The sequence below is a fragment of the Paraburkholderia tropica genome (assembly GCF_900109265.1).
In the GTDB taxonomy this organism is placed as follows: domain Bacteria; phylum Pseudomonadota; class Gammaproteobacteria; order Burkholderiales; family Burkholderiaceae; genus Paraburkholderia; species Paraburkholderia tropica.
In genome coordinates this window covers 295,196-312,257 of sequence record NZ_FNZM01000010.1, presented here as the reverse complement: position 1 = coordinate 312,257, position 17,062 = coordinate 295,196, and the positions used below count along the sequence as shown (strand labels likewise).

Genomic DNA, 17,062 nt, shown 5'->3' with positions numbered 1-17,062 from the left:
AGGTCGTGTCGCGCCGCTCACGCGTGCGCCGTCGGCGCGGCCGGTTCGGCGGGCGGCTCGCCACCGTTCTGCGGGCCCGTCTGCGGCCCGTTCTGTTCCGCGCGTTCGCCGAACAGTCCCGCCATCCAGCGGCCGATTTCTTCGGCGTTCGTCTCGCCGGTGAGGCGCGCGGGCGACAGACGTCCGCCCGCAAGCACGGCGATGCGATCGCAGATATCGAACAGTTCCTCGAGTTCTTCGGAGATCACGAGAATCGCCACGCCGCGCGCCGAGAGATCGAGCAACTGCTGCCGGATGAACGCCGCCGCGCCGACGTCGACGCCCCACGTGGGCTGCGCGACCACCAGCACCTTCGGCGCCTGCAAAATCTCGCGCCCGACGATGAACTTTTGCAGATTGCCGCCCGAGAGGCTTTGCGCGAGCGCGTCGGGACCGCCGCAGCGCACGTCGAATGCGCCGATGCAGCGTTCGGCGAACGCGCGCATCGCGCCGGTCTTGAGCCAGCCCGAGCGCACCATGCCTTCGCGATGCGCCGTCAGCAGCGCGTTCTCCGCGAGCGACATCGCCGGCACCGCGCCGCGTCCGAGCCGCTCTTCGGGCACGAAGGCGAAGCCGAGCTTGCGGCGCGCGCCCGCCGACATGCGTGCGGCCGGCTTGCCGCAGATCGTCACCGCGTCGGCGCGCATGCCGTGGCGCGTGGTCTGCGCTTCGCCCGAGAGCGCGGCGAGCAACTCGGCCTGCCCGTTGCCGGACACGCCCGCGATCCCCAGAATCTCGCCGCTATGCACGCCGAACGACACGTCCTTGAGCGAGGTACCGAACGGATCGTCGCTCGGCATGGAAAGCTGCTTCACGTCGAGCAGCACGTCGCCGGGCGTGTGCGCACGACGCGTGTAATCGGGCAATTCGCGGCCCACCATCAGGCGCGCGAGCGAAGCATGCGTTTCCTCGCGCGGATTCACGTTGCCCGTGACCTTGCCGCCGCGCAGCACGGTGGCCGTATCGCAGAGTTCCTGAATCTCGTCGAGCTTGTGGCTGATGTAGAGAATGCTGCAGCCTTCCGACGCCAACCGTCGCAGCGTGCCGAACAGCTTGCGCACCGCTTGCGGCGTGAGCACCGAAGTGGGCTCGTCCATGATCAGCAGACGCGGGTTCTGCAACAGGCAGCGCACGATTTCCACGCGCTGGCGCTCGCCCACCGTGAGGCTGTGCACGTGGCGCTGCGGATCGACGTCGAGTCCGTATTGCGCCGACACTTCGCGGATGCGTTTTGCGAGCGCCTTCAGATCGAACGTTTCGTCGAGCGAGAGCGCGATGTTTTCGCCCACCGTCAACGTTTCGAACAGCGAAAAATGCTGGAACACCATGCCGATGCCGAGCTTGCGCGCCGCCGCCGGACTCGCGATCTCGACGCGCTCGCCTTCCCAGCGAATCTCGCCTGCGTCCGGGCGCACCGCGCCGTAGACGATTTTCATCAGCGTGCTCTTGCCCGCGCCGTTTTCGCCGAGCAAGGCGTGGATTTCGCCGGGCGCGACGGTCAGCGTGACATCGTCGTTGGCGCGCACCGCCGGATATTGCTTCGTGATGCCAAAAAGCGCGAGTCGCGGCGTGCTGGCTTGACGGGAAGAAGAGTCGCCCATGGAGGTTGTGCCGTAGTTCGTTGTCGTGCGCCTGCATTGCGGCCGAGGTGCGGCCGGAGTGCGGCTGAATCGCGGAAATCGATTGCCTGTTCGGAGGCGCCAGCCGGTTCGTTCCGCGCCGCGCGAAGCGCCGCTGCGCGGGTGACGATACCTGTTAGCCCTGCCAACGTCGAGACATCAAAAATGTTCGTCGTCCAGACCTCACAGGCGTATACCGGTTATTTGGCCGACGTGCGCCAACGTGGGCCGGGCTTTCACACGGCGTCGGTATAAGCCGCCCTTGACGGCCCTTTTTGTCCATATTAAAAAACATATACCCACGAAGCCTTTCGATCAGCCAAAACATATAATTCGGAGAGTAGTTCATGAGTCAGCAACGCGAGGCGATCGACACGTACCTCTTGCGCGTCTTGCACACCCTCTTGATGGAGCGCAGCGTCACGCGCGCGGCCGTCAAGCTCAATCAGTCCCAACCCGCAATCAGTGCCGCGCTGCGCCGTCTGCGCGACATCACGGGCGATCCGCTGCTCGTGCGCGGCAAGTCGGGCATGGTGCCGACCGAATACGGTCTGCGCCTGCTCGAACCGGTGCAGAACGCGCTGCGCGAAATCGAACGCATCCGTTTCCAGCAGCATAATTTCGATCCGGCTACGTCCATTCGCTGCTACCGCATCGGTTGCCCCGACTATCTGAACGTGCTGTTCGTGCCCACCGTCGTCGAGCGTTTCCGCCAGGCCGCGCCCAACGCCACGCTCGAATTCCATTCGCTCGGTCCCGCGTTCGATTACGAACTCGCGCTCGAAGAAGGCAAGCTCGATATCGTCATCGGCAACTGGCCCGAGCCGCCCGAGCAACTGCACCTCTCGAATCTGTTCGTCGACCAGATCGTCTGCCTGATGAGCAACACGCATCCGTTCGCCAAGCGCGGCGGGCTCACGCTCGATCAGTACCTGAACGCACCGCATCTCGCGCCCACGCCCTATTCCGTGGGCCAGCGCGGCGCCATCGACGTGCATCTCGCGCGCGAGCGTCTCAAGCGTCACGTCGTCGTCACGCTGCCGTACTTCAATCTCGCGCCTTACGTGCTGATCAAGTCGGATCTCGTGTTCACGACCACGCGTCTGTTCGCCGACCACTACGCGCGCTTCCTGCCGCTCACGGTCGTGCCCGCGCCGCTCGATTTCCCGCCGATGCAGTACTACCAGTTGTGGCACGAGCGTTGTCATTATTCGGACGAAGTGCGCTGGTTGCGCGGCCTCGTCGCCGAAGCGACGAAGACGCTGATCGACAAGCCTTAAACGATGTCCAGGCGAAGCGGCGTTCGGCGCCGCTTCGCGCTTGCTCAACTCATCACCGAAGCATTAACGCGCCGCCTGCACGAGCCGCGCCGCGAGCGCGTTGTGGCGCTCGATCACCGGACCCAGTTCGACGGTCTGTAACACCCCTTCCTTCACCACCACGCGTCCGCCAATCACGCTCAACGCGACCTGCGACGGCGCGCAGAACACCAGCGCCGCGACCGGATCGTGCAACGCGCCCGCAAATGACGGCTGACGCAGATCGAACGCGACGAAATCCGCCGCCATGCCGGGTGCCAGCGCGCCGATGTCGTCGCGCCCCAGCACTTTCGCGCCGCCCAGCGTGGCGATTTCCAATGCCTCGCGCGCGGTCATCGCATCGGGGCCGAAACCGACGCGCGCGAGCAGCATCGCCTGACGCGCCTCGGCCACCATCTGCGCGCCGTCGTTCGACGCCGAGCCGTCGACGCCGAGCCCGACCGGCACGCCCGCGAGCCGCATCTTCTTGACCGGCGCGATGCCCGATGCGAGCCGCATGTTCGAGCACGGACAATGCGCGACGCCGGTGCCCGTGCGCCCGAACAGGCCGATGCCGTGATCGTCGAGCTGCACGCAGTGCGCATGCCAGACGTCGGGGCCAATCCAGCCCAGATCCTCCGCGTATTGCGCCGGCGTCATGCCGAATTTTTCGCGGCTATAGGCGATGTCGTTGACGTTCTCCGCGAGGTGCGTGTGCATCGAGACGCCGTAGTGCCGCGCCAGCGTCGCCGACTCGCGCATCAGGTCGCGGCTCACCGAGAACGGCGAACACGGCGCGACCACCACGCGCAGCATCGCGTAGCGGCCCTCGTCGTGATACGTCTCGATGAGGCGCTGCGTGTCGGCGAGAATCGCGTCCTCGCGCTCGACCACCGAATCGGGCGGCAAACCGCCGTCTTTCTGCCCGACGCTCATGCTGCCGCGGCTCGCATGAAAGCGCATGCCGATCTGCTGCGCCGCGCGGATGCTGTCGTCGAGACGGCTGCCGTTCGGATAGATGTACAGATGGTCGCTCGACGTCGTGCAGCCCGACAGCAGCAACTCGGCCATCGCCGTGAGCGTCGACACCTCGATCATCTCGGGCGTGAGATTCGCCCACACCTTGTAGAGATTCGTGAGCCAGCCAAACAGTTCGGCGTTCTGCGCGGCGGGCAGCGCGCGCGTGAGGCTCTGGTACATGTGGTGATGCGTGTTGACGAGGCCCGGCGTGATGAGATGGCCGGTGGCGTCGATCACGTCGTCGGCGTCGGACGGCAATTCCGCCGTCGGTCCGACCGCGACGATGCGGTTGTCCTCGACATAAAGGCCGCCGCCGCGAATCTCGCGGCGCGCGCCGTCCATCGTCACCAGCATGTCGGCGTTCTTCACCAGCAGGGTCTTGCCCTTGCCGGATTCGCGCGCCATGCCGTTCGTCGTGCGGTTCGTGGGTTCCATCGTGTCTGTTCGCTCCGTTGTCGTGCCGCGGCGGCCCTGCTGTGCCGCGGCGTTCGGGCCCTGGCCCTGGGTGTTGACAGACGTCCCTGCCGCACGCGCCGCCGAGCCGGAAACCGGTGCCGACGCATCCCCGCAAGGACGCCGCTGGCCCGGTTACCCGGCGCGCAGCGCCGTCTTCGGGATGCGCCGCCCGCCGTTCAGCCGGCGAGGCAGCGCATGACCTCTACCTTCGGCGGTCAAAAAAATGCTGACAATTCGCGCCAATGAGATACCCGAATTCACGCCCAGCATATAAAGGTCGATTTTTGGCTGTGCGAGGATGCACTCATGGGTGAAAACCCGCATGGAAAATGCGGGTTGGATCGCGCCGGAAGGCCGCCAGGACTGGCGCGGCGCGCGAGGCTCATGCTGCCGGCATTATCTTTCCTATCGCTCGCGCGCTGGAGGCCCGATCGTTCTTAAAATGCGTTCACGGCGCTCGCATCGATCCGCCGACGGGTATGTAGCCACTGTCTCGCCAGCGACGTGGAGCCTCGATCCGCCGCACCGAATTCCGGGATCGGGCTGCCGCCGCAAGCTCGCAAAGACACCAGCAAAACACAAGGAAAACTGCGAATGGGCAAGCTGACTACCCACGTGCTCGACACCGCGAACGGCCGTCCCGGCGCGGGCATCAAGGTCGAACTTCATGCGCTCGACGGCGAGGCACGCCGGGCGCTGAAGACCGTGACCACCAACCACGACGGCCGCTGCGACGAACCGCTGCTCGAAGGCGTCGCGCTCGCCGCGGGCGAATACGAACTCGTGTTCCATGCGGGCGATTACTTCGCGGCGCTCGGCGTGAAGGTGCCGGAGCCGCGCTTCGTCGATCGCGTGGTGCTGCGCTTCGGTATCGCCGACGTCAACGCGCACTACCACGTGCCGCTGCTCGTCTCGCCGTGGGCGTACAGCACGTATCGCGGCAGCTAGGCGCGCCGTTTTTCGGCATCGCGCAGACGATACAGACACAACAACAGACGGACCGCAAAGACAGCGGCTAGACACATTCAACGTCGAGGCAACGGCGCTGTATCGCCGTGGAGCGCACTGGAGCGCCCTGCCTGCACGACGCCGCCTCTTTGCATGGCGTCCAGCCCCGCAGTCCGCGCGCGACGGCGCATCGATCCCAGGACGATGCCCAGCGCGCGTCACGAATCAGAAGTGGAGGAGTTTCATGGAAGGCTTTATCACTGACTGGCTGAACCTCGCGCTGCGCTGGTTCCACGTCATCGCGGCGATCGCCTGGATCGGCGAATCGTTCTACTTCGTCGCGCTCGACAACAGCCTGAAACCGCCGACGGACCCGAACCAGCGCCGTCGCGGCGTGTTCGGCGAACTGTGGCACGTGCACGGCGGCGGCTTCTACAACATGCAGAAGTACACGGTTGCGCCGCCCGAAATGCCCGACGACCTGCACTGGTCGAAGTGGCCTTCGTACACGACGTGGCTCTCGGGCGCGTCGCTGTTCACGGTGCTCTATCTGATGGCGCCGAACACGTATCTGATCGACAAGAACGTGCTCGACATGGGCCCGGTCGTGGCGATCTTCTCGGCGCTCGGCTTTCTCGCCGCGGGCTGGATCGTCTATGACTCGCTGTGCCGCCTGCTCGGCACGAAAGACCGCCTGCTGGGCGTATGCGTGGGCCTTTACGTGGTGATCGCCGCGTACCTCGCTTGCCACATCTTCTCGGGCCGCGCCGCGTATCTGATCATGGGCGCGATGCTGGCGACGATCATGTCGGCGAACGTGTTCTTCGTCATCATCCCGGGCCAGCGCAAGATGGTCGCCGCGATGCTCAAGGGCGAAGTGCCGAACCCGATCTACGGCAAGCGCGGCAAGCAGCGTTCGGTGCACAACACCTATTTCACGCTGCCGGTGGTGTTCGCGATGCTGTCGAACCACTACGCGATGACGTACGCACACACCTACAACTGGGCCGTGCTCGTGGTGATCATGCTGGCCGGCGCGCTGATTCGCCAGTTCTTCGTGATGCGTCATCGCGGTCAGCAGCTCTGGTATCTGCCGATCGGCGGCGTGGCGCTGATGTTCGTCGCGCTGGTGTGGACGCTGCCGCGCCCGGTCGTGCCGCAAGCCGAAGCGGCGAACGCGCCGACGCTCAAGGTCGGCGACATCCAGCCGATTCTTCAGCAACGTTGCGCGGGCTGCCACTCGGCCCACCCGACGATGATGGGCGCTGCGCCCGCCGGCGTGATGTTCGATACGCCCGATGAAATCTCGCAGAACGCGCAGCGTCTGTATCAGCAGGCGGTGACGCTCAAGGCGATGCCGCTCGGCAACGTCACGCATATGACGGACGACGAGCGCCAGAAGATCGCGATGTGGTTCCAGGGCGGCGCAAAACAGTAAGCGCATGACGCCTGCGCGCGTCACCGGTCAAACGCAAAGGCCCGAAGCAGACGATGCTTCGGGCCTTTGCGTTTTCTTTGCTTTCTTGCTTGTTGCGCCGGTGTAAATGGCTACCAGACTGCGCCGGAAACCGATGCGGCCGGAGCCATCTCGGCGGCGCTCATCGGGCGTCGCGCGTAAGGCGCTGTTTCCGGCGATGCGGCTTTTTCCGGCAGCCGTGCGGGCTCTGCCGTGTGCGCTTCGACGATCGTCGTCGCCCTCATCGGCGCGGGCACGTCGACCGTCTTGCCCTCGCCTTCACGGCCGAACAACTGCGTGTTGAGACGCCCCACTTCATCGAGATCGAGAATCGCGGCTTCGGCCAGCAGCTTGAGCAAGGCGAGCACCGTGTCGTAGCGCGCGCGGATCTGATCGCGCTGGCTCGCATAGAGCGCGTCGGTCGCGCGAAGCACGTCGACGCTCGTGCGACTACCCGCACGAAAACCGATCCGCGTGGCGTCCAGCGCGTCCTGCGCGCGCCGCGCCGACTGCGCGAGCGCCTGGCTGCGCTCGACACCCGCGTTCACGCGCAGCCAGCCGTCGCGCGCGTTCGCCGCCGCGTCGCGCACGGCGGCTTCGAGTTCATCGCGCGCCTTGTCCTCGAGCGCCTGCGCTTCACGCGTGAGCGCCGTGGTTTCGCCGCCCGAGAACACGGGGATCGTCACTTGCAGCATGCCGGTCGTGGTGGTGGTCGGACGCGAGTAGCCGCCGCCCGCACCCGCCGGCGTATGCGTGACTTGCAGCGAAACGTTCGGATAATGCGCGGCCTGCGCCTTCTGCGTATCGAACTTCGCGACCTGCAACGCCATCTCGCCGATCTGCACCGCGTACGCACGGGTTTGCGCCTGCGTGACCCACGGTTCGACGTCGGCGGGTGCGAGCGCGGGTGGTGCGACCTGCGCTGGCAACACGGCAAGCGCGCCCGGTGGCTTACCGGTCAGCCGCTCCAGCGCGAGCCGCGTCAGCCTCGCCTGGCTCTGCGCATCGAGCCATTGCACCTGAGCCTGCGCGCGGCTCGATTCGGCTTCGCGCAGATCGACGAGCGTGGCCTCGCCCGCCGCCTTCGCGCGCACCAACTGCGCGTAATGCGTATCGAGCGCAGCGCGATAGGCGGTGGCGCGCGCCAGTTCGTCCTCGGCGGCGAGCGCATCGAAATAGGCTTGCGCCGCGCGCAGGATCGCGTCCTGCGTCGCGCTCGCCGTCTCCAGCTTGCCGCGCGCGACCACGTAATCCGCCTGACGATACGCGGTCCAGAGCGACCAGTCGAAAATCGGCTGAACGAGCGAAACGGTCCAGCCGCTCTGCCAGTAGTGCTGAGTGGGAAAGTCTTCCATCACGATGCCGTTGTACGCGCGGCCCCAGCCGCCCTGCACGCGCGGCATCAGGCCCGCGCGCGCCTTCGGGACCGCCTGCATGGCCGCGCGGTACGCGTCGCGCGAAGCGGCCAGCGTCGCGTCGTGATCGAGCGTGTCTTCCACCACGCCGAGCAGGTCCGCGGCGTGCGCGGCTGGCGATGTCAGCATCGTCAGCGCGACCGACAACGCGCACGTCCATGTACGTGTCACGCAGACCAATCGTTTCGAGCCGGAAGCCGCCATCACGCCGACTCCATCGCGGCTTCCGCCTGCGCGCGATCCACCGGCACGAACGCCCCGTCGATCAGCCGATAGTGGCGATCGAAGCCCTCGGCCATCGCGACATCGTGCGTAATCACCACGACGGTGCGCTCGATCCGCCGTAACAGCGACGCGATCCGCCGCACGGCAAGCGGATCGAGATTCGACGTGGGTTCGTCGAGCAGCAGCAGTTCGCGCGGCTGATACAGCGCGCGCGCCAGCAGCAGCCGCTGACGCTGCCCCGCCGAAATATTCGCCAGCGAATCGCTGATGACCGTGCGCGTGCGCATCGGCAGACGCATCACGTCGTCGAGCAGGCCCACGGCTTCGAGCAGCGCGTGAATGCGCTTTTCGTCGGCGTTGCCTTCGAAAAGCGAGATGTTATCGGCGATCGAACCGTGCAGGATGATGTCGCCCTGGCGCATGTGCACCGCGTGTCGGCGGATTTCGTCGACCGCGAGATTCGGCCACGCGATGCCGTTGAGCAGAATCTCGCCCGACTGCGCCTGCTCGGCCGCCGCGAGCAATTTGAAGAGCGTCGACTTGCCCGCGCCCGACGGCCCGGTGATGACGATCTTGTCGCCGCGCGCGATATCGAGACTCGCGTGGCGCAGCACCGGCTGGTCCGACACGCCATACGCAAACGTCACGTCGCGCACGCTGATGCGTTCGAAGCGCTGCGCCTCGACCGTCTTGTGCATATCTTCGAGCGGCGTGTAACGCTCGGTTTCGGTCTGCGTGATGTCGTCCACGCGCGCGACGGGCACGCTCAGCATGAAGTACGCGAAACCGGTGTTGATCGCGTGCGCGACGCGATCGGAGAACAACGACTTGTAGATCATGAACGAATAGAACGCGCCCACCGACACCGTGCCCGCGAGCATGAGCTTCGCCGCGAGCCAGGTCACGGCCAGCGTCTCCGCGTGTGCGAGCAGCTTGAGCACGGCGTCGCGCGTGGCGGACAGCCGGGTACTGCGAAACAGCACCGACGCGTAACTGCGAAACTGCTCCATGAAGCGCGCGACGCGGCGCGTCTCGCCCTGCGAGAGCTTGATGAGCGGCGCGGCGCGCACGGTTTCGATCAGCGCGTCGTCGCAACGCGCGGATTCGTTGAACACGCGCGCGTGCGTTTCCCACATCGACGCGAACATCAAGCCGGAAACCAGCACATACAGCCCGAAGATCGCCAGCACGACGAATGACAATCCGGGGTTCTGCACGAACATCATCGCCAGCGCGAGCAGGCCGACCGCGAGATCGATATAGAGCGTGACGACCGAACGCGAAGCGAAGCCCGTCACTTCGTCCTGCGCCTTCACGCGCGCGAAGACATCGCCCACGTTGCGTTTTTCGAAGTACGAAACCGGCAGACGCAGCAGATGGCCGAGCAGCCCCTGCGTCGCGTTCACGCTCATCAGCGCGTGCAGCAGTTCGACGAGCACGCCCTGCGCGTACTGGCTGATCGCTCCTACCAGGAAGATGCCCGCGAAGGTGATCGCGAGCACGTTCAACAGATTGAGGTTGTCTTCCGCGACCACGTGATCGAGCACGAACGAGCCGAGATACGGCTGCGCGAGCACGGCGAACTGGCTGCCGAGCGCCACGAAAAGGATCTTTGTGATCTGGCCGCGCATCTGCGGATTGAGGGCACGCAATTGCGCGAGCGCGGCCGGCACGCGCCAGCGTCTGGCGATGCGCTGCATCGCGGGCGTGGGCGCGCACTCGATCAGGAAACCCGACACGTTGGCGAGAAACGTATCCATGGAGATGCGCCGCCGCCCCATCGCTGGATCGATCAACTTCACATAGTTGCGCGAGCAACGTTCTACGACGACGAAATGCGCGCCGCCGAAGTGCACGATCGAGCCGCGCTTGATATCCGCGACATCCTGAGGTTCGAAGCGAAACGCCTGCACTTCGAGGCCGAACTCGGTCGCGACGTCATAGAGATCCATCAGCGTCAAGCCGTTCGCCGAAATTGGCCGATGTGCCGACAGCTCGCGAACCTCCGTCGCTCGACCGCAATGCGTGAGCACCATCGCGAGACACGCATAGCCGCACTCCGCGACTTCATTCTGGTAGATAACGTGCATGCTCAACCTCGCGCGATCTTGAAGAGCGGCTCGAGCACCCACTCGGCCACCGTGCGACGCTCGACCACGACGCTCGCGCTCGCCTGCATGCCCGGCAAGATGTCGAAGTGCTGCTTGCCGTAATCGAAGGTGCGGCCGCGCAAGGTGACCCACGCAACGTACTCGTCGCCGGGCGGCGTGGCGGCGGCTTTGTCGGCGCCCGCGCTCGCGGGAGCGGGCGGCGCCGTGCCCACTGTCGTGCGCGAAATCGAATCGATGCGCGCCTCGTAGGAACCGAATTTCGCATACGGAAACGCGTCGAATTTCAGGCGCACGGTCTGCCCTTCGCGCACGAAGCCGCGCCGCCGCGACGGAATGCGCAACTCGGCGCGCAAAGGCTGCGAGGTGTCGGTCACGATGACGAGCGCGATATCCGACGGCTGCAGCATCGCGCCCTGAACCAGTCGCGAAAAGGTGACGACGCCCGACTTCGGCGCGGAAATGGTGGCGTCGCGGCGGTTCTGCTCGAAACGCGCGTCGGCCTCCTGGAGATCGCGCGCGTGGCTCGCGTCGAGTTCCTTCAACTGCGCCGCGAGCGCGGTCTGCGAATTCTGGAGGTCGGCGAGCGCGGCCAGCGTCTGCTGCCTGCGCGAAGCGGATTCCGCGCGCGCGATGCGGCTCTGATGCACATCCGCGCGGGCTTGCTCGATTCGATCCGCCACGACGTAGTCGGACACCGATTCGAGCCGCGCGAGCTTCTTCTGCGCTTCGCCGACCAGTTGCGCATTCTGCGCGCCTTGTTCGCCGAGCTGCGCGAGTTCGGCGCGCCGGCTCGCCTCGTTGGCGCGCGCGGTCGCGAGCTGAGTGTTCAGGTCGATACGTCGTTGCGTGTAGAGCGCGTCCGCGGCGCGGCGCTCTTCGTCGCGCACCTGTGCGTCGAATGTCGCGCGGCGCGTGCCGTCGTTGGCGAGCGACATGTCGCGTTCGAGACGGAACAACGGCTGACCGGCAGCGACATGCGCGGGCGGTTCGACGTAGATCGCCGAGACCAGCCCCGTCTCGCCCTGAATCTTGATTTCGGCCGGCGAGACGATTTCGCAGCGCACATCCTGCTTGAGCTCGACTTCGTGCGTGAACGCCAGCACCAAGGCCACGACGACGAACGCCGACGACGCATAGGCGATCCAGCGCCAGCGAATATCCCGAAACTCGGGAAGAGGCTTCGATTCCATCTTGTTATCAGGTCCCCGTTGCCGGCGGTGCCGGCAATGCGTGTGATTCGTCTACAGCGTGTTATGCGCGGCTCAGCGCGTGGGCGCGAAGTGATAGCCGCACGGATGGCCCGCGAACAGCCAGTCCGGATAGTTGTGGCGACGCGCGGCGTCGATGGCGTCGGCGAGCCGTTGCGGCGCGTCTGACGCGGCGAGGTCGACAGGCTCGCCCACCTGAACGTCGAAACGCCCGTTCGACAGCGTCAGGTAAAACGGCAGCAAACAGGCATCGATCGGCGCCCCGAGCCGAAAGACACCGTTATGCACGCGCGCGGCGCGCCCCGACATCGTGACGCCGACGGTTTCCATCGGATATTTCGCGAGCGAAAACGGCGCGGCGTCGGCGAAGATCGCCAGCACGCCGTCACGACGCAACGCGCGGGCCACGCGCAAGCCAAGCCTGTTGCGCTGCTCACTGTCGCTGTCGTAGGTGTACAGCACCGGCACGGACGGGATCATCGCGGCGTCCTCGCCGTAGACGTCGCGCGGCACGCCCGACACGACGGCAATGGACGCGAGGCCAAGCGCCTTGCGCACTTCGTCGATCACATAGATGTTGGCGTACTGCGAAACATGATGAAACGGCGAAAGCAGGACCGCCCGCCCCGGTTCGCGCGCCTTGATTTCGCGGATGCGCTGCGCCACGTGCGCGCCGGCGGCACGCAGATCCGGCCACGTGTCGCGATGCAGCGCGCGACCGGCATAGAGGCATTCATCGAGCAAACGCTGACGCAGATCCGCCGACATCGTGCGCAACGCGTGTTGGCGTGCAAGCCCGACGTCCGTGCGCCCCGCTTCGTAACGCGCGATGCCGCTTGCGCGCGAGCGTGCGTCGAACAGACTGCCGATCAGCCAGCGCAGTAACGCGACGCGCTCGACACCCGCGAACGACAGCCTCGCGAACACGGCGCGGCGCATCGCATGACGCGCACAGGCGAACCGGTAGCGCAGTTGCCGGTTAAGACGCAGCAGGACGGAGAGTGATGTTTGCATGGTGAATGACGGCATGCAATGGAGCGGCGACGCGACTCGCCGTCCATGCGCGACCGTGACGTCGAAAGCAGAAGGGGCATGCGCCCCTCCTGCTCAACTCACGCGATTAACGCGGAACCGGCGAGCCACCCGAGCTGCCCGACGATGCCGGCGTCGAGACGACACGGCGCGGTGCGCAAACTTTCTTGCAGCAACCGCCGGCTACCTTGATTTCCGCGAGTTGAGCGCGTTCGATTTTTTTCATGATTAGGTTTCCTCATTTAAGTTGGTTTATGCCTCCCTCGTTTTGGGGGGGCGGATTGATCCTATCAAACACAGAATCGCCGTCCAATCCGATTGACATTTTTTGATCACTGTTCACAACAATTAAGCGCCACCTGACTCACGCCTCATTGTGATCCTTCATTGCGGAAGAATTCCCCCACAGCCGCAAACGATCTACGTCAACTTTTCCGCCTAATCCCTTCTGCATGTTTAGGGAAGACACCTTCCCTGCCAGGCAAGCTCTCAGACAACGAACAGCCGCATCGCGGTCCATTTAGGACAAATCGTATGTTCGGTGCATTGATCCCCACATAAATTTCGCCGAGCACGTGATCGTCATACGGGGGGCATCTCGAACTGCCTGCGCCATGTCACGCGCATTCGCCTTTCACCTCACCTTATAGGTAGTTAGATGAACAAAATATATCGCTCCGTCTGGAGTGAAACAGACCAAACCTGGGTAGCTGCGCCGGAAACTGCCGCTGCGCGCGGAAAATCATCGCGCACGATGGCGGTCATCGCCACCGGAGCCATGGGGCTCGCGGCGAGTCTCGCGGTGAATTCCGCCGGCGCGGCCACGGTCGGCACTGTCGGCAAAGGCTCGCTCGAACTGTGTTCCGGCGCCGCCGGCTATGCGTGGGGCAATACGGGGGGATACGAGCGAATCGACTGCTCGACCGACGGCAAGGGCACGACTGACGGCCTCACTTTCTCGCTGAACAACGCCGGCGACGGCTATGGCGGTTACGGTTTCACTACGTCGACCGCACGCGTTTCGGGCTATGCTGACGGCACGCTCGTCAACTACGGCAAGACGGTCGAGATCCGCGGCACCGGCGGCGGCACCGGCAGCGACGCTGCTGTGAAGGTCTACGGCACGGCGGCGTTCGACAGCCAGGCCACGATGACCGGCCACAAGATCGTGGGTCTCGCGGACGGCGACGTGAACGCCACCAGCAAGCAGGCCATCAACGGTTCGCAGCTCTATGCGGCGCAGCAGATCGTGGACAGCAAGCTCGCCAACGCGGTGGTGTACGACTCGACGGCGCACAGCAAGGTGACGCTCGGCGGCGCGGGCACCTCCACGCCGGTCGCACTCTCCAACATCAAGGCGGCCACGCTCAGCGGCGCGAGCACCGACGCCGTCAACGGCGCGCAGCTCTACGCGACCAATCAGTCGGTCACCAACCTCGCGGGCACCGTGACGAACATCGCCGGCGCGGTCACCAACCTCGCGGGCGACGTCACCAACATCCAGGGCAAGCTCGCCGACGCCGTGGTCTACGACTCGTCGGCGCACAGCAAGGTGACGCTCGGCGGCGCGGGCTCATCCACGCCGGTGGCACTCACCAACATCAAGGCGGGCACGCTCAGCAGCACGAGTACCGACGCCGTCAACGGCGCGCAGCTCTACGCCATCGACCGGAAGATCACGAGTTCGTCGCTGCACTATCTGAGCGTGAACAGCGACACCAGCTACAGCAACTTCAACAACGACGGCGCAACCGGCGCGCAAGCCATCGCGCTCGGCGCCAATGCAGCCGCTGTCGGCATCGACGGTATTGCGATCGGCCGCAATGCGCACGCGGCGGACAACGGCTCGATCGCGCTCGGCGCCGACGCGAAGACCGCGCCGGTCGTCGCCACCACGGAAGCCACAATCGGCGACAACGACTACGCCTTCGCGGGCGTAGCGCCGGTCGGTACGCTCAGCATCGGCGACGTGGGCGCGGAGCGCACGCTCACGAACGTCGCGGCTGGTCGCCTGAGCGCCGACTCGACCGACGCGGTGAACGGCTCGCAGCTCTTCTCAACGATCCAGGAAACCAGTGCGAACACCACTACGATCAACAACCTGACGTACAACATCACGAACGGCAAGATCGGCCTCACCCTGCAGGACGAGGACACGCGAGACATCACCGTTGCGAAAGACACCGACGGTGCGAACGTTGACTTCACGGGCACGGCCGGTGCGCGTCAGCTCATGGGTCTCGCGAACGGCATTGCCGACAGCGCGGCCGTGAACGTGGCGCAAATGGCCTCGGCCGGCTTCACGTTCGACAGCATGGGCAACGTCACCAATGCAGCCGTGACTTATGTGGCGGGTTCGATTGATTCAGGCAGCCCGCATATCGAGCTGGACAAGGGCACGGGCAATAGCCCTTATCACGTCGACGGTGACGATTGGTCCAAGGGCTATCTGCCCGTCGGCACGCGCATTAGCAACGTCGCCAACGGCATTGTGGACACCGACGCCGCGAGCGTTGGGCAGGTCTGGGACATCATGGGCACGATCTTGACCCCGGGCGGCGGCGGCAACAAGCTGATGAGCGCGTCCGCGCCCGGTTCGAACGTCAATGGCAGCTCCGGCGTGGACTCGTCGGGCCGCTCCAGTTCCTACCAGAGCGCGGCCTACTACTCACAGGTCGCGGGCTATGCGAACGGCGTGGGTGGTGCGGCGCCCACCGACGTCGCGCGCGCATTCGGCGCGGGATCGATCGCCATCGGTTCGGGTGCCTACACGCCCGCGATGAACGCCGTCGCGCTCGGCGTGCAGGCCTACGCCAACGCGAAGGACGCCGTCGCGCTCGGCGCGGGCTCGGTGGCCAACCAGTCGAACACGGTCTCCGTGGGCAGCGACGGCACGGGCGTGTTCACCGCCTATGACGCCGACGGCAATGCCTACACCGCGCAAAGCCAGGCCAACACGCGCCGCATCGTCAACATGGCGGCGGGTCAGGCCGATAACGACGCCGTCAACGTCGGTCAGATGCGCAGCGTCGTGAGCGCACTGGGCGGCGGCGCGTCGATCAACTCGGCGGGTGCGTTCGTCGCGCCGTCGTATTCGGTAGGCGGCACGGTCGTCAACACGGTCGGCGACGCCATCGCGAATCTCGACAGCCGCGTGACGCAAAACACGGCCGATCTCGCGGATGTCGTGGGCGGCGCGAACGCGATCCATGCGAGCGGCTCGTCGAACTCCGTGGTGCAGATGTCCGCGGTCAACCGCACCCTGCTCGCCGCGAGCGACACGAACGTCGCAGCGAGCGCTGCCACGGACACCGGCGCCGTGCATTACGACTCGGATGCGCACGACCAGATCACGCTGGCGAGCGCAACGGGCGGCAACGTGAAGCTCAGCGGTCTGGAAAACGCGGATCTGTCGTCGACGAGCCGCGACGCCGTGACCGGCCAGCAACTCTTCGCGACCAACCTGCAAGTCGACGCGTTGAACCAGGCCGTGCAGAACATCGCCACGACGGGTTCCACGGCGCTTTCGGTCAACAGTGCGAACGGTCCGGCATCGGCGACGAACGCGCAGACCATCGCGCTCGGCGGCGGCGCAGCGGCGTCGGGCAATAACGCCACGGCGATCGGTGATTCGTCGGTGGCGTCGGGCGAGAGCACGGTTGCGCTCGGCCGCAACGCGTCGGCCACGGCGGCGAACTCGGTTGCCATCGGCGCGAATTCGGTTGCGGACCGCGCAGGCGCGGTGTCGGTGGGCTCGGAAGGTTCGGAGCGGCAGATCACCAACGTCGCGGCGGGCACGTCGGGCACGGACGCGGTCAACCTGAGCCAGATGAACAGCGCGCTCTCGCAGCAGTCGAACACGTTCAACCAGCAGGTGCAAAGCCTGCAGCGCTCGATCAACACGGTCGAGAAGAACGCGTATGCGGGCGTGGCAGCGGCCATGGCCATGCCTAACCTGACGCCTTCGGGCCCGGGCAAGACCGTGGTCGCGGCGGGCGGCGGCTACTACAAGGGCAGCAGCGCGGCGGCAGTCGCCGTCACGTATCGTTCGGCCAATATGCACTGGCTGGCGAACGTCGGCGTAGCGGTCACGAACAACGGCGACGCGGGCGCACGCGCCCAGGTCGGCTACGAGTTCTGATCGGCATGCGGTGGCGCGCTCGCGGCTACGCGGGCGCGCCACCTCGCAGCAAACAAAAAAGCCACGAACGCGAGTTCGTGGCTTTTTGCATGGC

Annotated in this window: 11 protein-coding genes; 4 read left to right on the top strand and 7 right to left on the bottom strand. The window is 65.6% G+C overall.

Annotated features, from left to right (window positions below):
• Positions 1-17: 17 nt before the first annotated feature.
• Positions 18-1,640 carry an ABC transporter ATP-binding protein gene (locus BMY06_RS18855; protein ID WP_074984543.1) on the bottom strand — a complete coding sequence of 541 codons (1,623 nt, stop codon included), beginning with the start codon at positions 1,638-1,640 and terminating at the stop codon, positions 18-20.
• Positions 1,641-2,005: 365 nt separating this feature from the next.
• On the opposite strand from BMY06_RS18855, the gene BMY06_RS18850 reads away from it, so the two are divergent.
• Positions 2,006-2,938 carry a LysR substrate-binding domain-containing protein gene (locus tag BMY06_RS18850; RefSeq protein ID WP_065060128.1) on the top strand — a complete coding sequence of 311 codons (933 nt, stop codon included), beginning with the start codon at positions 2,006-2,008 and terminating at the stop codon, positions 2,936-2,938.
• Between the two features lie 63 nt (positions 2,939-3,001).
• On the opposite strand, the gene BMY06_RS18845 is transcribed toward BMY06_RS18850, so the two are convergent.
• Together BMY06_RS18845 and BMY06_RS38785 are read right to left on the bottom strand one after the other, a co-directional pair.
• On the bottom strand, positions 3,002-4,411 hold the full coding sequence (locus tag BMY06_RS18845) for an 8-oxoguanine deaminase (RefSeq protein WP_074984541.1): 1,410 nt from the start codon (positions 4,409-4,411) through the stop codon (positions 3,002-3,004).
• Between the two features lie 153 nt (positions 4,412-4,564).
• Positions 4,565-4,756, bottom strand: coding sequence for a hypothetical protein (locus BMY06_RS38785; RefSeq protein WP_065060130.1), 192 nt, complete (start codon positions 4,754-4,756; stop codon positions 4,565-4,567).
• 270 nt (positions 4,757-5,026) lie between these two features.
• Between BMY06_RS38785 and uraH the strand changes: the two genes are divergently transcribed.
• Together uraH and BMY06_RS18835 are read left to right on the top strand one after the other, a co-directional pair.
• Positions 5,027-5,380 carry a hydroxyisourate hydrolase gene (gene uraH / locus BMY06_RS18840; protein ID WP_065060131.1) on the top strand — a complete coding sequence of 118 codons (354 nt, stop codon included), beginning with the start codon at positions 5,027-5,029 and terminating at the stop codon, positions 5,378-5,380.
• Positions 5,381-5,624: 244 nt separating this feature from the next.
• Positions 5,625-6,818 (top strand): urate hydroxylase PuuD, encoded by a 1,194-nt coding sequence (locus BMY06_RS18835; protein ID WP_065060132.1) that lies wholly within the window; start codon positions 5,625-5,627, stop codon positions 6,816-6,818.
• 110 nt (positions 6,819-6,928) lie between these two features.
• Here BMY06_RS18835 and BMY06_RS18830 read toward each other — a convergent pair whose 3' ends face one another.
• The 4 genes from BMY06_RS18830 to BMY06_RS18815 all read right to left on the bottom strand — a co-directional run bounded on the left by BMY06_RS18830 (position 6,929) and on the right by BMY06_RS18815 (position 12,809).
• Complete coding sequence (locus tag BMY06_RS18830) at positions 6,929-8,422, bottom strand: TolC family outer membrane protein (protein WP_244144389.1); 1,494 nt, start codon at positions 8,420-8,422, stop codon at positions 6,929-6,931.
• Between the two features lie 32 nt (positions 8,423-8,454).
• Complete coding sequence (locus tag BMY06_RS18825; protein WP_074984539.1) at positions 8,455-10,566, bottom strand: peptidase domain-containing ABC transporter; 2,112 nt, start codon at positions 10,564-10,566, stop codon at positions 8,455-8,457.
• Positions 10,567-10,568: 2 nt separating this feature from the next.
• Positions 10,569-11,777, bottom strand: a complete 1,209-nt coding sequence (locus tag BMY06_RS18820) for a beta-barrel domain-containing protein (RefSeq protein ID WP_074984537.1) — start codon at positions 11,775-11,777, stop codon at positions 10,569-10,571.
• 72 nt (positions 11,778-11,849) lie between these two features.
• Positions 11,850-12,809, bottom strand: coding sequence for a hypothetical protein (locus tag BMY06_RS18815; protein ID WP_074984592.1), 960 nt, complete (start codon positions 12,807-12,809; stop codon positions 11,850-11,852).
• Between the two features lie 676 nt (positions 12,810-13,485).
• Here BMY06_RS18815 and BMY06_RS18810 point away from each other — a divergent pair.
• Positions 13,486-16,968, top strand: a complete 3,483-nt coding sequence (locus BMY06_RS18810) for an ESPR-type extended signal peptide-containing protein (RefSeq protein WP_074984536.1) — start codon at positions 13,486-13,488, stop codon at positions 16,966-16,968.
• Positions 16,969-17,062 lie beyond the last annotated feature (94 nt).